Source organism: Carboxydothermus islandicus, assembly GCF_001950325.1.
GTDB classification, from domain to species: domain Bacteria; phylum Bacillota; class Z-2901; order Carboxydothermales; family Carboxydothermaceae; genus Carboxydothermus; species Carboxydothermus islandicus.
Genome location: NZ_BDJL01000142.1, coordinates 81,131 through 103,620, shown reverse-complemented (window position 1 = coordinate 103,620; position 22,490 = coordinate 81,131). Strand labels below are relative to the sequence as shown.

At 46.9% G+C, this 22,490-nt stretch carries 24 protein-coding genes; 23 read left to right on the top strand and 1 reads right to left on the bottom strand.

The window, feature by feature from the left end; all coding sequences use genetic code 11:
* Window positions 1-4 precede the first annotated feature (4 nt).
* The gene (locus ciss_RS12855; RefSeq protein WP_075866679.1) at window positions 5-1,282 is read left to right on the top strand and encodes a multiheme c-type cytochrome; all 1,278 of its coding nucleotides are present in this window, start codon (window positions 5-7) and stop codon (window positions 1,280-1,282) included.
* A 114-nt stretch (window positions 1,283-1,396) separates the two neighbouring features.
* The gene (locus ciss_RS12850; protein WP_075866678.1) at window positions 1,397-1,666 is read left to right on the top strand and encodes an AMP-binding enzyme; all 270 of its coding nucleotides are present in this window, start codon (window positions 1,397-1,399) and stop codon (window positions 1,664-1,666) included.
* Between the two features lie 25 nt (window positions 1,667-1,691).
* Here the strand turns inward: ciss_RS12850 and ciss_RS12845 are convergent, their stop codons facing one another.
* On the bottom strand, window positions 1,692-2,510 hold the full coding sequence (locus ciss_RS12845) for a C40 family peptidase (RefSeq protein ID WP_077177610.1): 819 nt from the start codon (window positions 2,508-2,510) through the stop codon (window positions 1,692-1,694).
* A gap of 159 nt (window positions 2,511-2,669) precedes the next feature.
* Here ciss_RS12845 and ciss_RS12840 point away from each other — a divergent pair, with 159 nt between their 5' ends.
* From ciss_RS12840 to ftcD, 21 genes are all read left to right on the top strand, one after another.
* A complete protein-coding gene (locus tag ciss_RS12840; protein WP_075866677.1) occupies window positions 2,670-4,946 on the top strand; it encodes a vitamin B12-dependent ribonucleotide reductase in 2,277 nt (758 codons plus the stop codon).
* Between the two features lie 364 nt (window positions 4,947-5,310).
* Window positions 5,311-6,135 (top strand): MerR family transcriptional regulator, encoded by an 825-nt coding sequence (locus tag ciss_RS12835; RefSeq protein WP_075866676.1) that lies wholly within the window; start codon window positions 5,311-5,313, stop codon window positions 6,133-6,135.
* Between the two features lie 59 nt (window positions 6,136-6,194).
* The gene (gene allB / locus ciss_RS12830) at window positions 6,195-7,610 is read left to right on the top strand and encodes an allantoinase AllB (RefSeq protein WP_075866675.1); all 1,416 of its coding nucleotides are present in this window, start codon (window positions 6,195-6,197) and stop codon (window positions 7,608-7,610) included.
* Between the two features lie 50 nt (window positions 7,611-7,660).
* Window positions 7,661-8,236, top strand: a complete 576-nt coding sequence (locus ciss_RS12825; RefSeq protein ID WP_075866674.1) for a cysteine hydrolase family protein — start codon at window positions 7,661-7,663, stop codon at window positions 8,234-8,236.
* 64 nt (window positions 8,237-8,300) lie between these two features.
* Complete coding sequence (locus ciss_RS12820) at window positions 8,301-8,852, top strand: UbiX family flavin prenyltransferase (protein ID WP_075866673.1); 552 nt, start codon at window positions 8,301-8,303, stop codon at window positions 8,850-8,852.
* A gap of 21 nt (window positions 8,853-8,873) precedes the next feature.
* Entirely contained in the window at window positions 8,874-10,226 is a 1,353-nt protein-coding gene (locus tag ciss_RS12815) for a UbiD family decarboxylase (RefSeq protein WP_075866672.1), read from the top strand.
* Between the two features lie 13 nt (window positions 10,227-10,239).
* A complete protein-coding gene (locus ciss_RS12810; protein ID WP_075866671.1) occupies window positions 10,240-10,512 on the top strand; it encodes a BMC domain-containing protein in 273 nt (90 codons plus the stop codon).
* 14 nt (window positions 10,513-10,526) lie between these two features.
* Window positions 10,527-11,501 (top strand): propanediol utilization microcompartment protein PduB, encoded by a 975-nt coding sequence (gene pduB, locus ciss_RS12805; protein ID WP_201787812.1) that lies wholly within the window; start codon window positions 10,527-10,529, stop codon window positions 11,499-11,501.
* A gap of 14 nt (window positions 11,502-11,515) precedes the next feature.
* Window positions 11,516-11,869 (top strand): BMC domain-containing protein, encoded by a 354-nt coding sequence (locus tag ciss_RS12800; RefSeq protein WP_075866670.1) that lies wholly within the window; start codon window positions 11,516-11,518, stop codon window positions 11,867-11,869.
* A gap of 21 nt (window positions 11,870-11,890) precedes the next feature.
* Entirely contained in the window at window positions 11,891-12,178 is a 288-nt protein-coding gene (locus ciss_RS12795) for a BMC domain-containing protein (protein ID WP_235837310.1), read from the top strand.
* 48 nt (window positions 12,179-12,226) lie between these two features.
* The gene (eutJ, locus tag ciss_RS12790; RefSeq protein WP_075866668.1) at window positions 12,227-13,036 is read left to right on the top strand and encodes an ethanolamine utilization protein EutJ; all 810 of its coding nucleotides are present in this window, start codon (window positions 12,227-12,229) and stop codon (window positions 13,034-13,036) included.
* A gap of 10 nt (window positions 13,037-13,046) precedes the next feature.
* Window positions 13,047-13,808 carry a microcompartment protein PduM gene (gene pduM / locus ciss_RS12785; protein WP_075866667.1) on the top strand — a complete coding sequence of 254 codons (762 nt, stop codon included), beginning with the start codon at window positions 13,047-13,049 and terminating at the stop codon, window positions 13,806-13,808.
* A gap of 11 nt (window positions 13,809-13,819) precedes the next feature.
* Window positions 13,820-14,092, top strand: coding sequence for a EutN/CcmL family microcompartment protein (locus ciss_RS12780; protein ID WP_075866666.1), 273 nt, complete (start codon window positions 13,820-13,822; stop codon window positions 14,090-14,092).
* A gap of 14 nt (window positions 14,093-14,106) precedes the next feature.
* Window positions 14,107-15,918, top strand: coding sequence for an adenine deaminase (ade, locus tag ciss_RS12775; protein ID WP_075866665.1), 1,812 nt, complete (start codon window positions 14,107-14,109; stop codon window positions 15,916-15,918).
* A gap of 14 nt (window positions 15,919-15,932) precedes the next feature.
* Entirely contained in the window at window positions 15,933-16,793 is an 861-nt protein-coding gene (locus tag ciss_RS12770; protein WP_075866664.1) for an FAD binding domain-containing protein, read from the top strand.
* An 11-nt stretch (window positions 16,794-16,804) separates the two neighbouring features.
* Window positions 16,805-17,272, top strand: coding sequence for a (2Fe-2S)-binding protein (locus tag ciss_RS12765; RefSeq protein WP_011343622.1), 468 nt, complete (start codon window positions 16,805-16,807; stop codon window positions 17,270-17,272).
* Window positions 17,273-18,538: a xanthine dehydrogenase family protein molybdopterin-binding subunit gene (locus ciss_RS13720; protein WP_075866663.1), complete on the top strand. Its 1,266-nt coding sequence runs from the start codon at window positions 17,273-17,275 to the stop codon at window positions 18,536-18,538.
* A gap of 13 nt (window positions 18,539-18,551) precedes the next feature.
* Window positions 18,552-19,553: a xanthine dehydrogenase family protein molybdopterin-binding subunit gene (locus tag ciss_RS13715; protein ID WP_075866662.1), complete on the top strand. Its 1,002-nt coding sequence runs from the start codon at window positions 18,552-18,554 to the stop codon at window positions 19,551-19,553.
* Entirely contained in the window at window positions 19,546-20,223 is a 678-nt protein-coding gene (gene yqeC / locus ciss_RS12750; RefSeq protein ID WP_075866661.1) for a selenium cofactor biosynthesis protein YqeC, read from the top strand. Before ciss_RS13715 ends, yqeC begins: the two co-directional genes overlap by 8 nt.
* Window positions 20,223-21,530 carry a selenium-dependent molybdenum cofactor biosynthesis protein YqeB gene (gene yqeB / locus ciss_RS13070; protein WP_077177609.1) on the top strand — a complete coding sequence of 436 codons (1,308 nt, stop codon included), beginning with the start codon at window positions 20,223-20,225 and terminating at the stop codon, window positions 21,528-21,530. The genes yqeC and yqeB overlap by 1 nt, the downstream gene beginning before the upstream one ends.
* Window positions 21,531-21,565: 35 nt before the next feature.
* Complete coding sequence (gene ftcD / locus ciss_RS12735) at window positions 21,566-22,483, top strand: glutamate formimidoyltransferase (protein WP_011343625.1); 918 nt, start codon at window positions 21,566-21,568, stop codon at window positions 22,481-22,483.
* Window positions 22,484-22,490 lie beyond the last annotated feature (7 nt).

Genomic DNA, 22,490 nt, shown 5'->3' with positions numbered 1-22,490 from the left:
GGGTATGAACAAAAAAATTTTGGGGCTGGTTTTCTTGATGATTTTCCTTTTTATTGCAGGGTGTGGCAGTAAAGAAGTGGAGGATAAAGTGCCGGTGAAAGAAGAAAAACTTGCCGTTAATCCCTTTTCACCGGCTACCGATTGCAGTTTTTGTCATAACCAGTTTTACAATGAGTGGCGGGGCACAATGCATAATCTTGCTTTTACTGATCCTTTTTATGCCAAGATGGCCGAAGTAGCTTCCAGAGAAACCGAAGGATTAACCGATAAATACTGTGCTAACTGTCATATTCCAATTGGGGTGCACACCGGACAAGTGCCACCGGTAGATGGTAGCGGTGCCGATACTATTTCTTTGGAAGGAGTAAGCTGCGATTTTTGTCATGCAGTGGAGGGGGCAAAAGGTATTGGCAACGGAAGTTTTATTGTAAATCCCGGAGGAGCTAAATACGGTAACCTTGCGGATGCGGATTCGCCGATGCATAAAACCGTCTACGTGGAGCTATTTAAAAAAGCTGAATTTTGCGGCATGTGCCACAGTGTAAGCCATCCTACCAATGGTCTACCCCTGGAAACTACCTATGAAGAATGGAAAAACGGGCCGTATGCTAAAGAAGGTATTGTTTGCCAGGATTGTCATATGACTCCTACGCCCGGGGTGAAAAAGCCCAATCCTGGGAAGGTAGCACGGCAAGGACGGGAGCGAAATCATATTTATACCCACACCTTTGTCGGAGGAAATTTCTGGATTACCGAAATTATGGGAGCAAAGGAAGTTGCTAAATTGGCCCGGGAAAGATTACAAGCCGCGGCTAAGGTAGAAATTGTTAACGTGACCAAACAGGGCGGTATGACGAAAATTAAGGTACGGGTGAGCAATGTAGGGGCTGGCCATTACTTACCTACCGGTCTAACCGAATCAAGACAGCTCTGGCTGGAAGTGACTGCTTATGATGGCAATGGCCGGGAAGTGTACTCTTCCGGTAAATTGGATCAGGATGGAATGCTTCCGGAGGGCACGGTAATTTATCATACCGAGGTGGTGGATGAAAGCGGGCAGGTAACGGAAAAGTTCTGGAGGGCAACCAAAATCCTTAAAGATTACCGGATTCCGCCTAAAGGATACCGGGAGGAGGAGTTTACCATCCCGAACTCATCCGGCAGTGTTATTGTTAAATTAAACTACCGTTCGGCAAATCAGGCATTCTTAGATGAGCTGTTTGGCGAGCGAAAGTATACTGTACCGTATTTAACCATTGCCCAGACCCGCAAGAAGTACTAACCATTTAGCTGTTGTTTTTGGCGTTTTAGCATTAAAATCATACCACTTAAAGTTTTGTCATTCCGTAAACTCCAATTAGATGTGTAAAATAATGTAAGAAAAGGAGGGAGCGGGATGACTCCTCGGGAAATCGAAGATGTTTTTTATGAAAGTCCTGAAGTTTTAGATGTGGCTGTAGTTGGTATTGATGAACCTTTGGCTACTGAAAATGCAGTTGCTTTTGTGGTGTTAAAAGATAAAGATAAAATTGAAACTTTGTTTGAGCTGTGTAAAACAAAACTCCCCCCGCGGTATATCCCCAAAAAAATTATTCCGGTAGATTTTATTCCCAAGACTAAGACCGGAAAAGTAGTTTTTAGCGAACTAAAAGAAATGGTACTATAAAAAACGCGGCTTTTAGCCGCGTTTTTTATCTTATCCTTACCGCACCGGCATAACGGCTGGCGTAATAGCCTTCGCTTATGGAGGAGATAATTACCCGATCTTTGCCGGAACTGGCATGAATAAACTGTCCGTTTCCTATGTAAATTCCCACGTGATTGATAACCGATGAGCCCTGAGTTTTAAAGAAAACCAAATCTCCCGGAGAAAGTTCGCTTCTATCAATTTTTTCACCCGTTGCATACTGGGCGCGGGAGTTGTGCGGCAGGTTGATACCTACCTGACGGTAAACAAAAGCAGTAAAACCGGAGCAATCAAAGGCCGAACCGGAGCTTGCTCCCCACTGATATGGGGTGCCGAGATAACCAAGGGCGATTTTTACCACCTCTTCCCGTCCTCCACCCCGGGAAACTTTTTTGGTGGATTTGGTTTTTGGCCTTGGGGTATTTCTTGAAGTGGTCTTTTTGACTACCAACTTTTGCCCCAAACTTAAATTGTCCGATTTTAGATTGTTTATACGCTTTAACTCATCGACCGACATATTGAATTTTTTCGCTAAATCCCAAAGGGTATCGCCGGCTTTAACTATGTAAACCGAATTACCGCTGGTGGAGCGGGAAACCGCCGTAGCCGTTGACTTTCCGGGAATCACTAATTTTTGGCCGGGCTTTAAAGCTTCCGATTTTAAGTTATTGGCTTTTTTTATCGCCTCAACGGTAGTGTTGTACCGCCGGGCAAGTAACCAGAGATTGTCGCCGCTTTTTACGGTAATGGTTGCGGCCAAGGCTGATGTTTGCAGTAAGAAAACCGATAAAGTTAAAGTTGCCAGGGTTTTTTTCAGGTTCATGGCCACACTCCTTAAAAGTTGTTAAAAACACTTTTAGAAGAGAGTATTCTACAAAAAAGTCCAAAATCCTGCATAAAATGACCAAAAATTTAAAAAGGAATTTTTGGGGGTTTGGTTGTATAATAAGTAAGATAGTAAAAAACTACGGGGGGTTTTGTGGTGAAGTTAACAGAAAATGCTCTAAAAGTTTTGGAAGCACGGTATTTGGCGCGCAATGAGAAGGGGGAAGTAATTGAAACCCCGGAACAAATGTTTTGGCGAGTAGCTCGGGCAATTGCTGAAGCGGAAAAAATTTACGATAAAGAGGCTGATGTCGAAAAAATTGCCCAAGAATTTTATAATTTTATGACAGAACTAGACTTTCTACCCAATACGCCGACCCTGGTTAATGCCGGACGGCCACTGGGACAGCTTTCGGCCTGCTTTGTTTTACCGGTGGGCGATTCGATGGAAGATATCTTTGATGCAGTAAAGTATTCCGCTTTAATTCATAAAAGTGGCGGAGGTACCGGTTTTAGCTTTTCCCGCCTTAGAGCCAAAGGGGCCCGGGTTCGCTCTACCGGAGGTATTGCCAGCGGTCCGGTAAGTTTTATGAAGGTATTTAATGCTGCGACCGAAGCGGTCAAACAGGGTGGTGTTCGGCGCGGGGCTAACATGGGAGTGCTCCGGTGCGACCACCCGGATATTCTGGAATTTATTACCGCCAAAGAAGACAACAAGGATATTACGAATTTCAATATAAGCGTGGCGCTGACCGATAAGTTCATGAAAGCATTAGAAGAAGATGGGGAATACGAATTAATTGAACCATCGACCGGAGAAGTAGTAGGTAAACTTCGGGCCCGGGAAGTTTTTGAAAGAATAGCGAAAAATGCCTGGAAAAATGGCGAGCCGGGAGTTATTTTTATTGACCGGATAAATGAAGCCAATGTCGTTCCGGAGCTCGGGGAAATTGAATCAACTAATCCCTGTGGCGAGCAACCTTTACTGCCCTACGAATCCTGCAACCTGGGTTCTATTAACCTTGCCAATATGGTAAAAGACGGAGAAATAGACTGGGAGCACTTGGAAAAAACCGTGAAATTAGCGGTACGTTTTCTGGATAATGTTATTGATGTTAACCATTACCCCTTACCGGAAATTGAAAAGATGACCAAAAAGACCCGGAAAATTGGCCTTGGGGTGATGGGCTTTGCCGATATGTTAATTAAATTAAGCGTTCCCTACGATTCGGAAGAAGCACTGAATTTAGCCGATAAAGTTATGGAATTTATTAATAAAAAATCCAAGGAAGCCTCAGCAGAGCTGGCCCGGGTTCGGGGTACTTTCCCCGCCTGGAAAAAGAGTGTCTGGGCTAAAAAAGGATTAAAACTTAGAAATGCAACTACCACTACTATTGCTCCTACCGGGTCGATCAGTATCATAGCCGGGGTATCGTCGGGAATAGAACCGGTTTTTGCTCTGGCGTTTAAACGACACATTTTGGACCGGAAGGACATTGTGGAAGTGCATCGCCTGTTTGAGCAGCACGCCCGGGAAAACGGCTATTACAGTGAAAAGCTCATGATGGAGGTGGCCAAAACCGGGCGGATTTCAGGGATTGCCGGGGTTCCGGAGGAGGCAAAGAGACTTTTTGTTACTGCCCTGGATATTGCCCCGGAATGGCATGTAAAAATGCAGGCGGTATTCCAGAAACATACCGACAATGCCGTATCCAAAACGATAAATATGCCCAATTCCGCTACGGTGGAGGATGTAAAGGAAAGTTACCTTTTGGCATATAAGCTGGGGTGTAAGGGGCTTACCGTTTACCGGGATGGCAGTCGCGAGGAACAGGTGTTAAATGTCGGCCTTACCGAAACTAAAAAAGACGAGAAGCCCGAAGAGTTAAAAACCAAAACCTATAAAGTTGTACCCCGACCGCGCCCCACGGTTACTTACGGCGTAACGGAAAAAGTTAAAATTGGCTGTGGCAACTTATACATTACCGTTAACCGGGATGAAGAGGGAATTTGTGAGGTGTTCACCAACTTAGGGCGGGCCGGAGGATGTCCTTCCCAGTCGGAAGCAACCAGCCGGTTGGTTTCCTTGGCGTTACGCTCGGGAATTGATGTTACCGAGATAATTGGGCAGTTAAAAGGTATAAGGTGTCATTCAACCTTAAGGCAGATGGGGAACGGTAAGGACATCAAAGTTTTGTCCTGTCCCGACGCTATAGGAAAGGCGATGGAAAAAGTTTTAAAGGATGCTTACGGTTTTAAAGGTAAGATAGAAGTGGAAGCGCCGCCGGTGGTAATCAGTAATGAGGGGGAGGTTTACATTCCCGAAGAGGAAGGCGAAAGGAAAAATGGCTACTGTCCTGAATGTCACAGCAAGTTAGAACATGAAGGCGGCTGCGTAGTTTGTCGCAATTGCGGTTATTCCAAATGCGGTTAAAAGGCCTTGCAGCTTTTGCTGCAGGGCTTTTTTCCTTTTTTGCATTTTTTGAGGTTGATATGTCCAAATTAATAGGTGAAGCTGAAAAAGTTAGTTTTTTCTTTGGTCGTGGCAAAAACCTAACGTAAAACATTAATAAAAAAGATTATAATGATAGACAAAGAGATGGTTTAGTAACAAACTTAATAAAAAAAATCAAAAAATTTTTTCAATCGCCGAAAAGTTAGCAGGAAAATCAAAAAAAAGAGCGAATATAAAATAATGTCGAAAAAAGACGAGAATCCTGAATAGGCAATTTGTGAACATTTATACAAAAACATTTAAAAAACCTTTTATATGTTACGGAAAGGAAGGAGAATTCCTGATGTCTCCGGGTAAAACCTTTTTTACAATTGGTGATGCGGCAAAGCTAATTGGTGTAGTGCCGGCAACTCTTCGAAACTGGGAAAAGGCAGGGTTAGTAAAACCGGGCCGACAAAATGGGAACTACCGCATTTATTCCCTTAAAGATATTGAAAGGCTCAAAAAAATCAAGTACTTAATGCAGGTTAAAGGTTTTAATATCGTTGGCGTGAAGGAATACCTGGCTGCCCAGGGAGAGGAGTTACCGGCAGAACCGGTTAAGATTGAAAAAAAGGGGCCAAGAATAGCGGTTGGGCAAAAATTAAAGGCGCTTAGAGAAAAAAAGGGTCTTACCCTGGAAGAGGTTTCCCAGGGGACGGGAGTTTCGGTTTCGTATTTAAGCCGAATTGAGTCGGGGCAGGTAAACGTGTCCATTGCTACCCTGCAGAAACTTGCTACCTTTTACGAAAAAAACCTCCTGTACTTTTTTGAAGGAATGGATACCAAAGAGCAAAAATTAATTCGGGCGGGCCTGGGCCAGGTACTGGAAACAGATGAAGAGGGGATTAAGGTTGAGCTTTTGACTGCTTTAAACGAACCGGCCATGGAGCCGCTTCTTTACACCGTAGCTCCGGGGGCAGGAAGGAATGAAAATATTTCCCATGAAGGGGAGGAATTTGTCTACGTTTTAAAAGGGGTTTTGGAAGTTTGGGTTGATGAAACCGAACGTTACGTGGTTGGACCGGGGGATAGCCTCTATTTTAAAAGTACTCAGCAGCACCGCTGGCGCAATATAAGTGATGAAGAACTGGTAGCCCTCTGGATTAATACTCCGCCTACCTTCTAAAAAGGTTGTAAGCCCGAAAGGGCTCTTAATACTTAAAAAATTTTAAAGGAGGTTTTAAAATGGGTTTTGATTTGGTTTTAAAAAATGCCAAAATCCCTCAAGGCAACCGGACAGTGGATACCCACATCCTGGTGAAGGACGGTAAAATTGCCGGTTTTACCAATGACCTTACCGGGATTGAGGTTGCCGAAGTAATTGATGCTGAAAATAACCTGGTATTGCCCGGGTGTATTGACTCCCACACTCACTTTAACGACCCAGGCTTTACCCACCGGGAAAATTTTGCCACCGGTACTCAAGCTGCAGCAGCCGGGGGAGTAACCACCATCATTGATATGCCCTGCTGCAGCGTTCCGTCAGTAAGAAGTGTGGACAATCTTGAAGCAAAGTTAGAAGTAATCAAGGACAAAGCGTACGTTGACTATGCCATGTGGGGTGGGGCTACCGGCGAAGATGTGCGGAACAATGCCCTCTACAACATTAAAGAACAGGCCGATTACGGGGTAGTAGCTTTCAAAGTTTACATGACTCCTTCGGTTCCGACTTATCCGCCGGCCAGCGATGCGGAGATGCTGGAAATTTTCCGGGAAGTAGCTAAGACCGGACTACCCGTTGGCATTCACGCGGAAAACCTGGATCTTTGCACCTATCACGTCAACAAGTTGAGAAAGGAAGGCCGTTTTGATGGGCCGGCCTGGGCCGAGGCACGGCTGGAACTGGCGGAAAAAGTTGCAATTCAAATGGCCATTAGTTTTGCGGAGGAAACCGGTGCCCGGTTACATATCGTCCATATGAGCACCGGTATTGGTGGGGTGCTTGTAGGGGAAGCTAAGAAACGGGGTATTGATGTAACCGCCGAAACTTGTCCCCACTACCTGGTCTTAAATGCCTATGAGTCAATGACTAAATGGCGTCAATTTGCCAAAATTGCACCGCCCTTAAGAACTACTAAAGACAATGAAATGCTCTGGGAACAGTTAGCCGATGGAAGGGTAGACTTTATCGCTACCGACCACGCACCTTATGAAATTGCTACCGAAAAAGAAGCTGAGGGGATGGACATTTGGACGGCGTTCCCTGGGATTCCGGGGGTAGAAACCATGGTACCGATTATTGTCAGCGAAGGTTACAATAAAGGACGTCTTTCCTTATCCCGGTTGGTAGATGTCCTCTCCCGGAACGCAGCGATTCATTACGGTTTGTATCCGAAGAAAGGTGCTCTGGAAATTGGCTCCGATGCTGACTTTACCGTAATTGACCTGGATTATGAATGGACCATTGATAAAGATAAAATGTACACCATGGCTAAGTATACTCCGCTTCATGGTATGAAGCTTAAAGGGAAACCGGTTAAGACCATAGTTCGCGGAAAACTCGTTTATGACGATAAGAACGGTATTGTGGGTAAGCCAGGATACGGTCAATTCGTAAAGCGGCAAACGATTTCGAAACTCGAACGCTGGCTTAAATTTTAACCTGTAAAAGGTTAAAAATATCATTACGAATTTGCAAAGGAGGAGAAAACATGAAAGGTGACAGACACTGTATTGTTATCATCGATATGTTAAACGACTTTATTGGACCCAATGCTCCTTTAAGATGCCCCGATGGGGAAAAAATCGTTCCCAACTTGCAAAAGCTTGTAGAATTTGCCCATGAAAACGGCATTAACGTTGTTTTCGTGCAGGAAGCCCACCGGAAAAACGATGCTGACTTTAGAGTACGTCCGGTTCATGCGGTTAAAGGTACCTGGGGTTCTGACTTTATTCCGGAGCTTCGTCCCGATGAAGAAAAAGGTGACTACATTGTGCAAAAGCGCCGTCACAGTGCTTTTGCTTACACTGACTTAGACCTTTATCTGCGGGAAGAAAAAATTGACACCGTAGTAGTTACCGGTGTGTGGACCAACGTTTGCGTAAGAAGTACCGCTTCCGATGCTCTCTATCATGCTTACAACGTTATTGCCATTTCCGACTGCTGCGCTTCTGCTAATGAAGAAATGCATCAGGCGGGCTTAAGAGACATGGCTTTATTTGCCGAAGTTATGACCTTAGAAGAATACATGAGAGAATGGCCCAATCGGGAAGGTGCCAGGAAGTAACTTTTAAGGGAAAGGTCCTAAATTGGGCCTTTCCCCTCTTTACATTCTAAGGAGGCCTTTATAAATGCGCATTGTAGTAGGGGTAACCGGGGCAAGTGGGGCCATTTACGGCTATACGTTAATCCAGGTTTTAGCGCAGATGGGGATAGAAGTTCATGCGGTTTATACCGAAATGGGTGAGAAAGTCTTAAAACACGAATGCGGTGTTGATTTAGCGGAAATCGCTAAATACGCCCGGCTCTACCATCATTCAGATCTGTTTGCCCCGATTGCCAGCGGGTCGTTTAAAACCCAGGGGATGGTGGTGGTTCCCTGCTCCATGCATACCCTGGGAGCGATAGCTAACGGAACCGGAGAGGATTTACTGACAAGAGCTGCCGATGTGGTTTTGAAAGAAGGTCGGAAGTTAATTATAGTTCCGCGGGAAACCCCGGTAACCGTTATCCATCTGGAAAATATGCTTCGCTTGGCCCGGGTGGGGGCGGTAATTTTACCTGCTTCTCCGGCGTTTTACTTTGGTCCCCAGACTTTAAGCGATATGGTGGCGTTTATAATTGGAAAGATTTTAGATTCCCTTGGAATTGAACACAATTTGTTTAAACGCTGGGGGGAGTAGTACGAGAGGAGGTTTTAACTTTTGGCAGCATCGCTCAGGAGTTTTTTAGAGCAATTAAAACGGCAAAACTCATTATACCTGGTGAAAAAACCGGTAAACCCCAGATTTGAACTGGGAGCACTTTTGAAAAAAACCAAGGGAACTGTTCCCATGTTTTTTCAAAAGATTGAAGGCTACGATGTACCGGCAGTAGGTGGCATAGTTGGTACCAGGGAAAATTTTGCTTTGGCACTGGGGATAGACAAATCCGAACTGTTGGTCAAAATAACCGAAGCAATCACCAATCCCGGTGAAACCCGGTTACTGCCCTCCGGTCCGGTACAGGAAAATGTCCTGACCAAAGGTTTTGATATCGGAAAACTGTTTCCAATTCCCACTTTTCACGAAAAAGATTCGGGAGCGTTTATAACAGCGGGGATCGTTGTTGCCAAAGATCCCTTTTACGGACGGCGTTTTACCTCCATTCGCCGGATGCAGTTAAATGGACCTAACAACTTGAGCATTTTAATTGAGTCTCCGGGTTTAATTGAACAATACTATGAATTTGAAAGACGCGGCCAGGCCATGGAAGTGGCCATAGTTCTTGGTGTGCACCCGGCCATAACTTTATCCAGCCAACTTTCGACCCAAACCTTTGGTTTAGATAAATATAATGTGGCCAGCCGGCTCATGGGAGAGCCGCTCCCGCTGGTAAAATGCAAAACCATTGATTTGGAAGTTCCGGCCGATGCGGAAATAGTGCTGGAAGGACGGATGCTACCGCATGTTCGGCATCCCGAAGGACCCTTTGGCGAATTAATGGGTTACTACGGGCCGCAAACGATGCAGCCGGTAGTGGAAGTGTCCGCTGTAACCTTTAGAAATAATCCGATTTTCCAAATTATCTTCCCTTCCAGTTACGAACATAAACTACCAAATGCTTTGATGCGGGAAGTAGTTTTATATAACCATGTTCGTCATGTGGTGCCAACGGTTCAGGATGTTCACCTCACCATGGCAGGCGGCGGACGCTGCCATGCGATTATTTCCATTAAAAAGACGGCGGAAGGGCAGGGAAAGCAGGCGATTTTGGCAGCTCTGGCCAGCAATAAGGATGTCAAGCACGTGGTAGTGGTTAATGACGATGTGGATATCTTTAACCCGGAAGATGTAGAATGGGCCATTGCCACCCGGGTGCAGGCGGATCAAGATGTGATAATTATCCCCGGGGCGCAGGGAACACCCTTAGAGCCTTCCCATAATTTAAGAGGGGTATCGGCCAAAATGGGTATTGATGCGACCTATCCCCTGGCGGAAAAAGAACGATTTGCCCGGACCAGAATACCGGGATATGACCAAATCCGGCTGGAAGATTACTTAACCCTTGAGTGGTAGGAGGTAATGTTAAATGGGTAATGCAATTGGCTTTGTTGAAACCCGGGGGCTTACAGCAGCAATAGAAGCGGCGGATGCGATGGTGAAAGCGGCCAATGTTCGCATTATTGAATACCGGGTGGTTGGCTCAGGCCTTGTCAATATTACCGTGCAAGGAGATGTAGCGGCGGTAAAAGCGGCGGTGGATGCCGGTGTGGCAGCGGCGCAAAAGGTAGGAGAAATAGTATCCTTTAACGTTATTCCCAGACCCCATGAAGAAATGCTGAAAGTTATACCCGCAAAATAAAGGGGTGAAAAAGTTTGGAAAACCTTGTAGATAAAATTGTGTCTGAGGTTTTAAACCGGCAGGGCAGAGAAACTACTACGATTATTGCCCAGCCCGGTATAAGCCGTCCCAATTATCAGCGGGAAAAAGGCAAGGAACGGCTTTTAGGAATTACAGCACCGGAAAGTGGCAATAAACCGGGTCCATCCTTTGCTCCCCAGTTAAATCCCAGCGGAACCCTTTTTACCGTTTCCATGAAGCCACCGGTGAAAATTAATACCGGGTTTACACCGATGGAAGAAAACATAGAGGTTAAAGCTGAAGTCAGAAAATCGGAAATTACGGAGAAAAGTTTTGGGCAAGCAAAATTTATCGGGGTTTCGGCGGGAAACACCGTTGGTTACGTAATTCCCAATCTTGAACCGGATTTAGGCCAGTACCTTCAGGTTAACAGAAATTTAAGGGCTATAGGGGTAATTAGCTCCCGGATTGGGGCTGCGGTACAAATCATGGCAGCCGATGAAGCGGTTAAGAAGACCAATTCCGAATTAATCCGGTTAGAGCTTGCCCGGGATGAATTAGGTGGTCCGGGCCATGGAGTTTTTGCCTTGTTTGCTGCTGAGGATGTTGCTGATGTCATAAGGGCGGTGGAAATTGCCCTTATGGCTACGGAAGAGTACTACCAGAACATAAAAAATACACCGGCCGGGAAAATTGAAACCCATTACACCGCTCGCGCAGCGGCAGCATTAAACAAGACATTTGGGGCACCGTTAAATCAGGCCTTCGGCATTATTATAGGGGCTCCGGCAGGGATAGGGTTATTGATGAGCGATACTGCTTTGAAAACTGCCCATGTGACCCCGGTGTCGTTCTGGGGGCCCTCGGTGGCTCAGGCTTTTGCCAACGAGGTATGGTTAACGGTCACCGGCGATTCAGCAGCGGTTAAAAATGCCCTGGAGGCAGCGCGGGAAGTAGGAATGCAGGTTTTGGCGGAATTTAGGGCTTAAAGGAGGTCTATTGAATGGATAAAGCCCTTGGTTTAATTGAAGCAATTGGGTACGCTACCGCGATGACAGCATTAGATGCTGCGGTAAAAGCTGCCAATGTAACCTTTTTGGGGTTTGAACGGGTTATAGGGGCCGGAAAAAAAGTATCCGTTACCCTAAAGCTTGAAGGGGAGGTAGCGGCGGTAAAAGCTGCGGTGGATGCAGGTGTTGCGGCGGCCCAAAAAGTTGGTGAAGTTTTAACGTCGCATGTTATTCCTCGACCCCATGGGGAGTTAGATAAAATCATTTTTAGCAATGAAACCAAAGAATCGTTGTTAAAGCCTGAAAAACCCGAGGAAAAAAATAAGGACAATAAAAAATCAAAATAAAAATTTTAAGGAGGTAATTTAATCATGGGTGAAGCTTTGGGTTTAATTGAAACTAAAGGTTTGGTGGCGGCGATTGAAGCGGCGGACGCGATGGTTAAGGCTGCCAATGTTACTATTGTTGGCTATGAAAAGATTGGCTTTGGTCTTGTTACTATTATGGTGCGGGGCGATGTAGGTGCGGTTAAAGCCGCTACCGATGCCGGAGCAGCTGCTGCCCAGAAGGTTGGCGAACTGGTAGCGGTCCACGTCATTCCGCGGCCCCACGCTGAAGTTGAAACGCAAATTTTAGCCAAGATTCAAGGGAAATAGTCCGGGAGTAATCCCGGTACTATCCCCTGCCTTGTTAGGAGGGGTTAAGTGGAGCTCGAACAAAAACTTAACTTGTTAAATGATTTAATTGTCGGGGAAAAGGTAAATCCCCTGCCACCACCCTATAAGGTTGGCGTTGACCTCGGAACTGCGGATATCGTTCTGGTGGTTACCGACCAGGAAGGAATACCGGTTGCGGGAGCCTTGAAGTGGGCCGGTGTGGTTAAAGACGGCCTGGTGGTTGATTACATCGGAGCAATCCAGATTGTGCGGGAACTAAAAGCCAGAGTGGAGGGGCTTTTAGGGACTGAACTTTCCCGGGCAGCCACGGCCATTCCCCCGGGAACTGTAGGACGGAATGCCGAAGCTTGCGGTCATGTAGTTGCCGGGGCCGGATTGGAGCTGGTAACACTGGTGGATGAGCCGGTAGCGGCTGCACGGGCCCTTGGGATTGAGGACGGTATTGTGGTAGATATAGGTGGCGGTACCACCGGTATTGCGGTAATTGAAAAAGGGAAAATTACCGCAACCTTTGATGAACCAACGGGAGGAACTCATCTATCACTGGTCTTAGCCGGAAATTACAGGATACCTTTTGAGGAAGCAGAAGCCCTCAAAAAAGATTTTAGCCGTCACCGGGAAATTATACCGGTAGTTCGACCGGTAATTGAAAAAATGGCAATTATAGTGAAAGAAGTAATTAAAAATTACGATCAATCTTTACCGGTTTATGTGGTGGGTGGCACCGCTTACCTAACTGGATTTCGCGAAGAGTTTTCTACGTTTCTTGGCAAAGAGGTACAGGTACCTATTCATCCGCTGCTGGTAACCCCTTTAGGAATTGCGCTTTTTGGATAGGGGTGAAAAAATGTCCATTTATCTTACCGCAATGAAAAACTATTTAGAGCAGCAAAATAACTTGAACAGTGCAAAGCCCAAAGCATTAATTTTGGTTGCCGGTGCGACCGGTGGGGCGCAGGAAGGCTTTCAAGCCTTAGAACGTTTAAGGGAAAGCTATGAAATAATAGTTGTTGCCAGTCAAGCGGCTTTGGAACTTTACGGTGAAGAAAATCTTAAATCCCTTACCGGAACTGCAAAAATCTATCAGGGTAAGGAGTTTAAAATTTACGAGTTTTTAAAAGCCGTAACCCTGGTGTTTTTACCGGTGGTTTCTGCCAACCTGGTGGGCAAGTTAGCCCATGGTATTTACGATGAACCGTTGGCTTCCCTGATTTTTCATGCCAAACTTGCGGGCAAACCGGTTATTGGTGTTGTGGATGGAGCTTTACCTGCTGGTGATGGCTTTAAAAGCCGGGGATTTGCCAATCCCCCTCCGGGTTTGATAAGGCTAATTGATGAAAATATAGAAAAATTACGGGCCCAGGAAATCTATCTCTATGAAGGTAAAACGATTTTAGAAAAGCTTTCTCCCTACCTTGGACCGCAAACAACAGAAAGTACTGTTGTTTCGTTAAAGGCGGGAGTTACTTTAAATAAACGGGTTATTACCCGGGAAGATCTTTTAAAGCTTGCCAATCAAACTATTACTGTGTCCCAAAAAACAATTATCACCGACCTTGCCCGGGAATATGCCGCTCAAAATAATATAGAAATTAATTTTGTTGAATAGGCGGTGAGGGAATGTTATTAGGTAAAGTTATTGGTAACGTAGTTGCCACGCGAAAAGACGAAGCACTGGTCGGGACAAAAATGCTCATTACCCTGCCGGTAGACTTGGATGGTAATCCTGCAGGCCAGCCGTTTGTTGCTGTGGATACGGTGGGAGCTGGAGTTGGCGAGCTGGTGCTGTATGTTACCGGAAGTGTGGCTCCCTTTGCGGTACGTCGGGGGGAGGTACCTATCGATGCGGCGATTATCGGTATTGTGGATAAGCTTGAGTGGCAACGAAGCTAAAGAGGAGGTTTTTTATGGATGCCCAAACCTTTAAGACCGCAGTTGTTCGGCGGCGTTTGGTTGATGTTTTAATGAATCCGGAATTAAAAGCAACACTGGTCTTAAAAAACGGTCTGGTAATCAATGTTATAACCCGGGAGATCTATCCGGCGGATGTGGCAGTTTACGATGAATACATTTTAAAAGTGGGAGATGCTTCCGACCTGATTGGCCCGGAAACGGAAGTGGTGGATTTAGGGGGAAAATATTACTTATCTCCGGGATTTATCGACTCCCACATGCATTTTGAAAGCAGTATGCTAACCATTTCCGAGTTTAGCCGGCTTTCCATTCCTTCGGGTACCACTACTTTAGTAGCGGACCCCCACGAAATTGGAAACGCTTTAGGGCCTATCGGTATTAAAGCTATGGCCGAAGAAACCAGGGTAGTTCCCAACCGGGTATATTTGGTAGTACCGGCTTTAACTCCCGACTGTCCGGGGTTGGAAACTGCAGGATATGATATTACTTCCAGGGATATGCCGGAAATATTAAATTATCCCAATGTCATCGGCATCGGGGAGCTTCAGGGCTTTTCCAACGCCAGGTATGTTTATAAATACACCCCGGAAATTATTACCGACTTAATTGCTTCAACTACTTACGCCATGTCTATTGGCAAAATAGTGGACGGTAACGCTCCGGAGCTTTTCGGCAGCGAATTAGCCGCACACTTAATTGCTGCCGGTACCGAAGCTTCCTGTCACGAAACCACCACCAAAGAAGAGTGCGTGGAAAAGCTGCGCTATGGCATGTATGTTTTTATGCGGGAAGGTTCGACCCAGAAAAACATGGCCGAATGCATCCGGGCGGTTACCGAAGAAGGTCTGGATTCCCGGCGGTTAATTGGAGCTACCGACGACATGGTGGCCGAGGATTTGGCTAAAAATGGCCACATGAACTGGGTAGTAGCCCGGATCATTAAACAGGGGATTGACCCGGTGGAAGCAATCCAAATGGTAACCATTAACCCCGCAACCTACTTTGGCTTGAAACACGTTGGGGTTTTAGCTCCCGGGAAGATGGCCGATATTGTGGTTATTTCCGACTTAGTGGAAATGAAAGTTGAGAAAGTTTATATTGGCGGAAAATTGGTGGCCGAAAAGGGCAAAATGGTAGTTAACATTCCGAAATACACTTATCCCGATGAAGTAAAGCACTCTGTAAAATGCAAGCCGGTAACGGCGGAAGCTTTAGAGATTAAAGCTACTGGCAGTACTGCGGTAGTGCGCACCATCGGTTTGATACCCGATCAGAACCTTACCGAGGCTTTTGAATTTACCGTTCCGGTTAGTGGGGGTGTGGCACAACCGGATTTAACCCAGGACGTACTGCCGATTGCGGTGGTGGAAAGATACGGACGTAAGGGCAGTATCGGACGGGCTTTTGTTAAAGGTTTTGGGTTAAAGAGCGGTGCCTTTGCGGAAAGTGTCAGCCACGACGCTCACAACATCATTGTGGTCGGAACCAACTACCAGGATATGGCGTTAGCGGTTAACCGGGTTATTGAAATGGGCGGTGGCGTGGCGGTGGTGAAAAACGGCAGGGTTTTAGGTGACCTTCGTCTGCCGGTAGGAGGATTAATTACCGACGAGTTAGATGGCTACGAATTATCCCGGAAGATTGCCGAACTTCACCGTTTAACCGCCGTGGAGCTTGGTTGTACCGTTCATGCACCGTTTATGCATCTGTCGTTTTTAGCCCTGACCACCAGTCCCAAATGGAAAATTACCGACCAGGGTTTAATTGATGTTAATAGTTTTGCCATCATTCCGCCGGTTAAGTAAGGAGGGGCACTTATATGCAAAAGGTTGATTATTTTCGTCCCGAAACCATAGAGGAAGCCCTGGAGCTTTTAGCCGCCGGACGGGAAGAGTATAAAATTCTCGCTGGCGGTACCGACCTGGTGCTTCATTTACGGGAGAGGAAAGTTAGTCCCAAGGCTTTGGTGGATATCACCCATATTTCTGCTCTTAAAGGTATTCGGGAAGAAGAGGGGAAAATTATTATTAAAGCGGCAACAACCTTTACGGAAGTTGCCAGTTCTACCATAGTTTTAGAAAAAATCCCGGCCCTTGCCGATGCCTGTAAAGTTGTGGGCTCACCGCAAATTCGCAATCAAGGGACCATTGGGGGCAATATAGTAAACGCCTCTCCAGCCGCCGATTCGGTACCGGCACTGGTGCTGTTTGATGGGGTAGCCAGACTTACAAGTAAAAGGGGCACCCGGGAGATTTTACTTACCGAACTTCTCCAGGGGGTAGGAAAAACGGCAATTGAACCGGATGAGTTGTTAGAAGAGGTTATTTTAACCCCGTATCCGGGAAGTGTCAGCGGTTTTTATAAACTCGGGCGACGGAATGCTCTGGCAATAGCGCGGATTTCAGGAGCGGTGGAGCTTGTTTTTGCCGGCAGCAAAATTGCAAAGGCAAGAGTGGCCCTGGGTTCGGTTGCTCCCAATCCCTTTCGGGCAACAGAATTAGAACAGTTTTTAAACGGTCGGGAATTTAACGAAGAAACCAAAGAAGAGCTTATCGCTCTTGCCAAAAATTTGGTGGCGGATAAGCTCGGCAGTCGCGCATCGGCCCCCTACAAGCGCGAAGCGATTGCCGGAGTTATGCGGGAAATTTTAAATCGCATTGAACAGCGCCGGGGGAGGTAGCGGCCGTGGAGATGAAAAAGCTTTCCCTTACGGTTAACGGAAAATTAATTGAAAGAGAAGTACCGACCAACATTCGCCTTCTCGATTTCCTTCGAGATTACCTGCACCTGACCGGTACCAAGGAAGGTTGCGGTGAAGGAGAGTGCGGGGCCTGTACCGTTCTCCTGGATGGAAAACCGGTCAACTCTTGCCTGGTAATGGCCCATTCGGCTCACGGGCGGGAAGTGATTACCATTGAGGGCATAGGTACTCCGGATAAACTTCATCCCATTCAAGAGGCTTTTTTGGAGGCAGGAGCGGTGCAGTGCGGTTATTGTACTCCCGGAATGGTGCTGGCTGCCTACGCTTTATTAAAAGAAAATCCCAATCCAACCCGGGAGGAAATAAAAGTGGCAATTTCCGGGAACCTCTGCCGTTGTACCGGTTACAACAAAATTGTTGATGCGGTGGAACTGGCTGCCCGAAAGGAGGGAAAGTAAATGCATGAGCGAATTGTGGGGCAATCTCCCTGGAGGGTTGATGGCATAGCTAAGGTTACCGGAAAGGCGGTTTTCCCCCAGGATATATACCTTCCCGGAATGGTATACGGTAAAACCGTTCGTTCCAAGTATCCTCATGCAAAAATAACCAAACTTGATACTTCTAAAGCCGAGGCGCTACCGGGAGTTTTAAAAGTATTCACCGCCAGAGATGTACCCGGTCATAACGGTCACGGGGTTTTGCATCCGGATATCCCGGTTTTTGCCGACGGTAAGGTTACTTCCATAAACGATGCTATTTGTTTGGTAGTAGCTGAAACTCAAGATATTGCCGAGGAAGCGGCGCTTTTAATTGACGTGGAATACGAAGAATTGCCGGCGGTTTTTGATCCCCGAGAGGCTATGAAAGAAACGGCTCCCAAACTTCGTGAAAACGGTAACATTGCCTATCACTTAAAAATTCGCAAAGGGGATGTGGAAAAGGGTTTTGCCCTGGCCGACGTCATTGTTGAACAGAGCTTTAAGACGTCCATGGTAGACCAGGCTTTTTTGCAGCCGGAAGCAGGAGTGGCCACGGTTGACGAACGGGGACATATTGTCATTTATGTTGCCACCCAGTATCCCCACTGGGATAGAACGGAAATTGCCCGGGCTCTGGGGGTTTCACAGAATATGGTCAGAGTGGTGACCACCGCGGTAGGAGGGGCTTTTGGCGGCCGGGAAGACATGACGGTGCAAATTCATGCCTGCCTGGCAGCGATGGTATTAAAACGGCCGGTAAAAATTGTTTACGACCGAAGCGAGTCGTTTAAAGCCCATAGCAAACGCCATCCCATGTATATGGATTACAGGGTGGGTGCAACCCGGGATGGTAAACTGGTGGCCTTGGAGGCGACGATTATCGGGGATGCCGGGGCATACCTTTCCTGGTCGCCGAACATTTTAAGAAAAGCAGCGGTACACGCCACCGGTCCGTATTATATCCCCAATGTTAAAGTTGACTCTTATGCCGTTCACACCAACAATCCCTTTACCGGAGCAATGCGCGGATTTGGTGCGGCGCAACCCCCAATGGCTTACGAAGCTATTATGGACATGCTGGCGGAAAAGTTAAATCTCCATCCTTTCACCATTCGCTGGCGGAATGCCTTTGAACGGGGTTCGGAAACGGCTACCGGTCAAATATTGGACATGAGCGTTGGGCTGAAGGAAACGATGCTTGAAGCCGCCAGGCGTTTTGGCTGGAACGTCGAAGAGCTTAAATAAGGAGGTGGAAGCGGTGAAAAAAAGGGGTATCGGAATGGCGTCAATTTTTTACGGTACCGGCTACGGTAACGGTTTTCCGGATGTCTCCAGTGCGGTGGTGGAAATCCACGATGACGGGAGTGCTACCGTTTTAACCGGGGCTGCGGACTGCGGCCAGGGTTCCAACACGGTGCTGGCCCAAATTGCCGCAGAAGAACTGGGGATTCCAATTGAAAAGATTACCTTAATTTCGGCGGATACCGACTGTACACCGGACGCCGGAACTACCGCAGCCACCCGGCAAACTTATACCTCCGGCAATGCGGTAAAATTAGCAGCGGCTAAAGCGAAAAAAATTCTTTTGGATTTTGCTGCCGGAGTTTTAGCGGTTAATACCATTGATGGTCTTGATATTAAAGACGGTTATGTTTATGTGAAAACCTTCCCCCAAAAGCGGATTTCCGTTGCAGAATTAGCCAGCCATGCGCGCTTTAAGGGCAACCGTTTAATCGGAGAAGCAAGCTTTACCACCCATTCCACCATGGTTGATCCGGAAACGGGACAGGGAGCTCCCTATTACCCCTATGCTTTTGCTACGCAGATTGCCGAAGTGGAAGTGGATACGGAAACCGGGAAAGTGGAGGTAATACGGATTGTAGCGGCCCACGATGTAGGCCGGGCAATCAATAAGATTGCTGTGGAGGGCCAAATCCAGGGGGGGGTGGCCCAGGGAGTAGGCTGGGCTTTAACCGAAGAAGTAGAACTGAAAAACGGCCAGATTCAAAACCCGAGCTTTACCGAATATTTGATACCTACCGCTTTAGATGTACCTGAAGTTACTCCTGTAATTGTCGAAACCTACGAAGAAACCGGTCCTTACGGGGCCAAAGGGGTTGGGGAGCCGGCAATGCTGCCCACAATGCCTGCCATCTTAAATGCTATTTACAATGCGGTAGGCGTTAGAATTACCGAACTTCCCGCCACTCCCGAAAAGATCTTAAAAGCCTTAAAAGAAAAAGAGCAGAAAAATGCTTAACTTTGCCGGTTATCAATTAAATTATCCCATATGGTTAACCGGCGGCGGGGGCAAAACATCCCTGATGTATTATTTGGCCCGCTGCCAGAACGGTCCCCTTATCCTTACCACTTCTACCAAACTTGCTTACCCGCCCCGGGAGGAACTACCCTTTTACCGGGTACAAAACTTGGAAGAAGCGTTATTGTTGGTAAAAGAAGAAAGAAAAATATTAGTGGGAAGTCGGGTAGAAAAGGAAAAAATCATTGGTTTTACCCCGGAAGAGTTAGACGCCTTTTACCGGCAGTACAGGATTCCTCTTGTAATCGAAGCCGATGGCAGTAATCGTCGGCCCCTGAAAATTCACTGGGCCCATGAGCCCGCTCTGCCAGATGTTCCGGAGACGGTTATCGCTGTGGTAGGATTATCGGCATTAAACAAACCGTATAGCGGTGAGTATATTCACCGGGCCGAAGGGGTGCCGGGAAAAATTATTTCGCCGGAAGTTCTGTACCGGCTTATTTTGCGGGGAAAATATTTTTCTCCGAGTACCAGAAAAAAGGTTATCTTTTTTAATCAAGCCGATGCGGTAGATAATAAACAGTTAATGAAGGTTCTGTCCTTGTTTAAAAATAGTGGCGTTATCGTAACTTACGGTTCGCTCAGGGAGGGTTACATCTTGCCGGGGTAGTGGGGGTTTTTATTCTGGCCGGGGGAAGTTCCCGGCGGATGGGGAAGGATAAATTGGCATTACCGCTATTTGGCAAAACGATATTGGAGCAGACCGAAGCAACGTATAGACGGGTTTTTGCCGAAGTTGTGGTGGTAACGAAGGACAGAGTAAGTGAAAGCGCCGCTTTAGAAGGAATGGGGGGAACGTTACGGGAAGCAGCGCGACTGCTCCCGGGCTACTGGCAGGGTGTGGTGATAGCCCTTGGTGATATGCCGTTTGTAGGAATTAGCAGTTTACAGGCTCTTTTGCAAGCTATTGAAAAAAACCCGGAAGAAGTTTGGTGTTTAAGTTACCGGGGACAACGAGGACATCCGGTCTATCTGCCCGGAAAATATTTTTCCTGTTTAAAAAGGCTTACCGGAGACACCGGTTTACGGGACTTACTTCCGGAGTTAAATCCCAAGTACATCGATACGGAGGATTACGGTGTGCTTTTTGATATAGATAAACCCGATGATTACCTTTCTTTTCAGCGGCTTGTTGTGGTCAAAGGCGCTGGAGATATCGCAACGGGCATAATATGGCGTTTGCATCAAGCGGGATTTAAAGTGGTGGCAACGGAACTTTCCAAACCTACGGCAATTCGCCGGATGGTAGCCTTTGCTCAGGCGATCTATACGGGAGAACATACCGTGGAAGGCGTTACTGCACGCAAAGCTAATCTTGAGGAAGTTCCCAACCTGCTGGCAAATGGTATTATTCCCGTTATCCCTGATGAAAAAAGTATTGTGGTAAAAGAGCTAAAACCCTGGGCGGTAATTGATGCGCGTCTGGCCAAGAAAAACCTGGGGACTAAAAAAGAGGAAGCGGAAATCGTTATCGGTGTGGGTCCCGGTTTTACTGCGCCCGTGGAAGTTCATGCGGTTATTGAAACAAAACGGGGACATTACTTAGGGCGTGCCATTTATCAGGGCTCAGCTTTGCCCGATACCGGCATTCCCGGGGAAATCGGGGGACACACCGTTAAAAGGGTGGTTTATTCCCCGGGCAGGGGTAAAATTTGCTGGTATTTTGATTTTGGCCAGGAAGTTAAAGCCGGTGAGGTAATAGGAACTGTCGGTGAAAAGCAAATTGTTGCGGAGGTTTCCGGAGTAATCCGGGGCCTTATTCACCCGGAGGTCCGGGTGGAGGAAGGAATGAAAATTGGCGATATTGATCCGCGGGGGATAAAAGAGTACGCGTTTACCATTTCCGAAAAAGCGCTGGCGGTTGCTGGCGGAGTTTTAGAGGTGCTTTTAAAGCTGGGTAACCCCGGCTTAAAATAAAAAATTAAAAACTATAAGAAGGAGGAGGATACATAATGAATAAGTACGTCCATGCAGTACCGAACTTTTCCGAAGGACGGCGGAAGGAAGTAGTAGAAGCTATTGTGGACCAGGTAAGAAATGTACCGGGAGTTAAACTAATCGGGTATTTCCCCGATGCCGACTTTAACCGGACGGTGGTTGAGCTCATTGGTAAGCCAGAACCCTTAAAAGAAGCTTTAATTAATATGGCGGCTAAAGCCATTGAATTAATCGATATGGAGCAGCAAAGGGGTAACCACCCGCGAATTGGAGCGCAGGACACCATTCCCATTTTCCCCATGAGAAACATTACCCTGGAAGAATGCATTCAATTAGCCGAAGAAATTGGTGTAGAATTAAATAAGCGTACCGGTGTACCTATTTTCTTCTCCGGGGAAAATGCCCGTATTCCTGAAAGAAAAGCCCTTGACTTTATTAGAAAAGGTCAGTATGAAGGTTTACGGGATTTACTCCTTTCGGAAAATCCCGACCCCAAGCGTCTTCCGGATATCGGTGATGTTAAGGAGTTTGTCCATAAAGGTGGTACCATCGTTAGTGCCGGAACTAATCCGTTGGTGGCATTTAATGTTATCCTCGGAACCGATAACCTGGAAATTGCCAAGCAAATCGCCAAGGCCGTAAGAGGCCCTTCCGGTGGCTTTACCTCGGTGCGGGCGGTGGCTCTGAAGTTTACCGAAAGAAATCAGGTGGTTGTTTCCATGAACATGTTTGACCACGAAGCTTGCCCCCTTTACCGGACCTACAACTTTGTCAAATCCGAAGCAGCCCGGTGGGGAGTACCGGTTGTGGGCACCGAATTAATTGGCACCGTGCCGCAGGAAGCTCTGGTGCGGGTAGCCGAATACTTCCTGCAACTGGAAAACTTTAACCGCGACCAGATTCGGGAAAACCACATTCCGGACTTACTGTAAGGAAAAG

Coding starts and splice junctions, on each gene's coding strand:
- ciss_RS12800 (WP_075866670.1), top strand. CDS start 11,516: ATGGATAAAGCCCTTGGTTTAATTGAAGCAATTGGGTACGCTACCGCG.
- allB (WP_075866675.1), top strand. CDS start 6,195: ATGGGTTTTGATTTGGTTTTAAAAAATGCCAAAATCCCTCAAGGCAAC.
- pduM (WP_075866667.1), top strand. CDS start 13,047: ATGTCCATTTATCTTACCGCAATGAAAAACTATTTAGAGCAGCAAAAT.
- ciss_RS12835 (WP_075866676.1), top strand. CDS start 5,311: ATGTCTCCGGGTAAAACCTTTTTTACAATTGGTGATGCGGCAAAGCTA.
- ciss_RS12825 (WP_075866674.1), top strand. CDS start 7,661: ATGAAAGGTGACAGACACTGTATTGTTATCATCGATATGTTAAACGAC.
- ciss_RS12765 (WP_011343622.1), top strand. CDS start 16,805: ATGAAAAAGCTTTCCCTTACGGTTAACGGAAAATTAATTGAAAGAGAA.
- ftcD (WP_011343625.1), top strand. CDS start 21,566: ATGAATAAGTACGTCCATGCAGTACCGAACTTTTCCGAAGGACGGCGG.
- ciss_RS12850 (WP_075866678.1), top strand. CDS start 1,397: ATGACTCCTCGGGAAATCGAAGATGTTTTTTATGAAAGTCCTGAAGTT.
- ciss_RS12780 (WP_075866666.1), top strand. CDS start 13,820: ATGTTATTAGGTAAAGTTATTGGTAACGTAGTTGCCACGCGAAAAGAC.
- ciss_RS12820 (WP_075866673.1), top strand. CDS start 8,301: ATGCGCATTGTAGTAGGGGTAACCGGGGCAAGTGGGGCCATTTACGGC.
- yqeC (WP_075866661.1), top strand. CDS start 19,546: ATGCTTAACTTTGCCGGTTATCAATTAAATTATCCCATATGGTTAACC.
- ciss_RS12845 (WP_077177610.1), bottom strand. CDS start 2,510: ATGAACCTGAAAAAAACCCTGGCAACTTTAACTTTATCGGTTTTCTTA.
- ade (WP_075866665.1), top strand. CDS start 14,107: ATGGATGCCCAAACCTTTAAGACCGCAGTTGTTCGGCGGCGTTTGGTT.
- ciss_RS13720 (WP_075866663.1), top strand. CDS start 17,273: ATGCATGAGCGAATTGTGGGGCAATCTCCCTGGAGGGTTGATGGCATA.
- ciss_RS12855 (WP_075866679.1), top strand. CDS start 5: ATGAACAAAAAAATTTTGGGGCTGGTTTTCTTGATGATTTTCCTTTTT.
- ciss_RS12810 (WP_075866671.1), top strand. CDS start 10,240: ATGGGTAATGCAATTGGCTTTGTTGAAACCCGGGGGCTTACAGCAGCA.
- ciss_RS12770 (WP_075866664.1), top strand. CDS start 15,933: ATGCAAAAGGTTGATTATTTTCGTCCCGAAACCATAGAGGAAGCCCTG.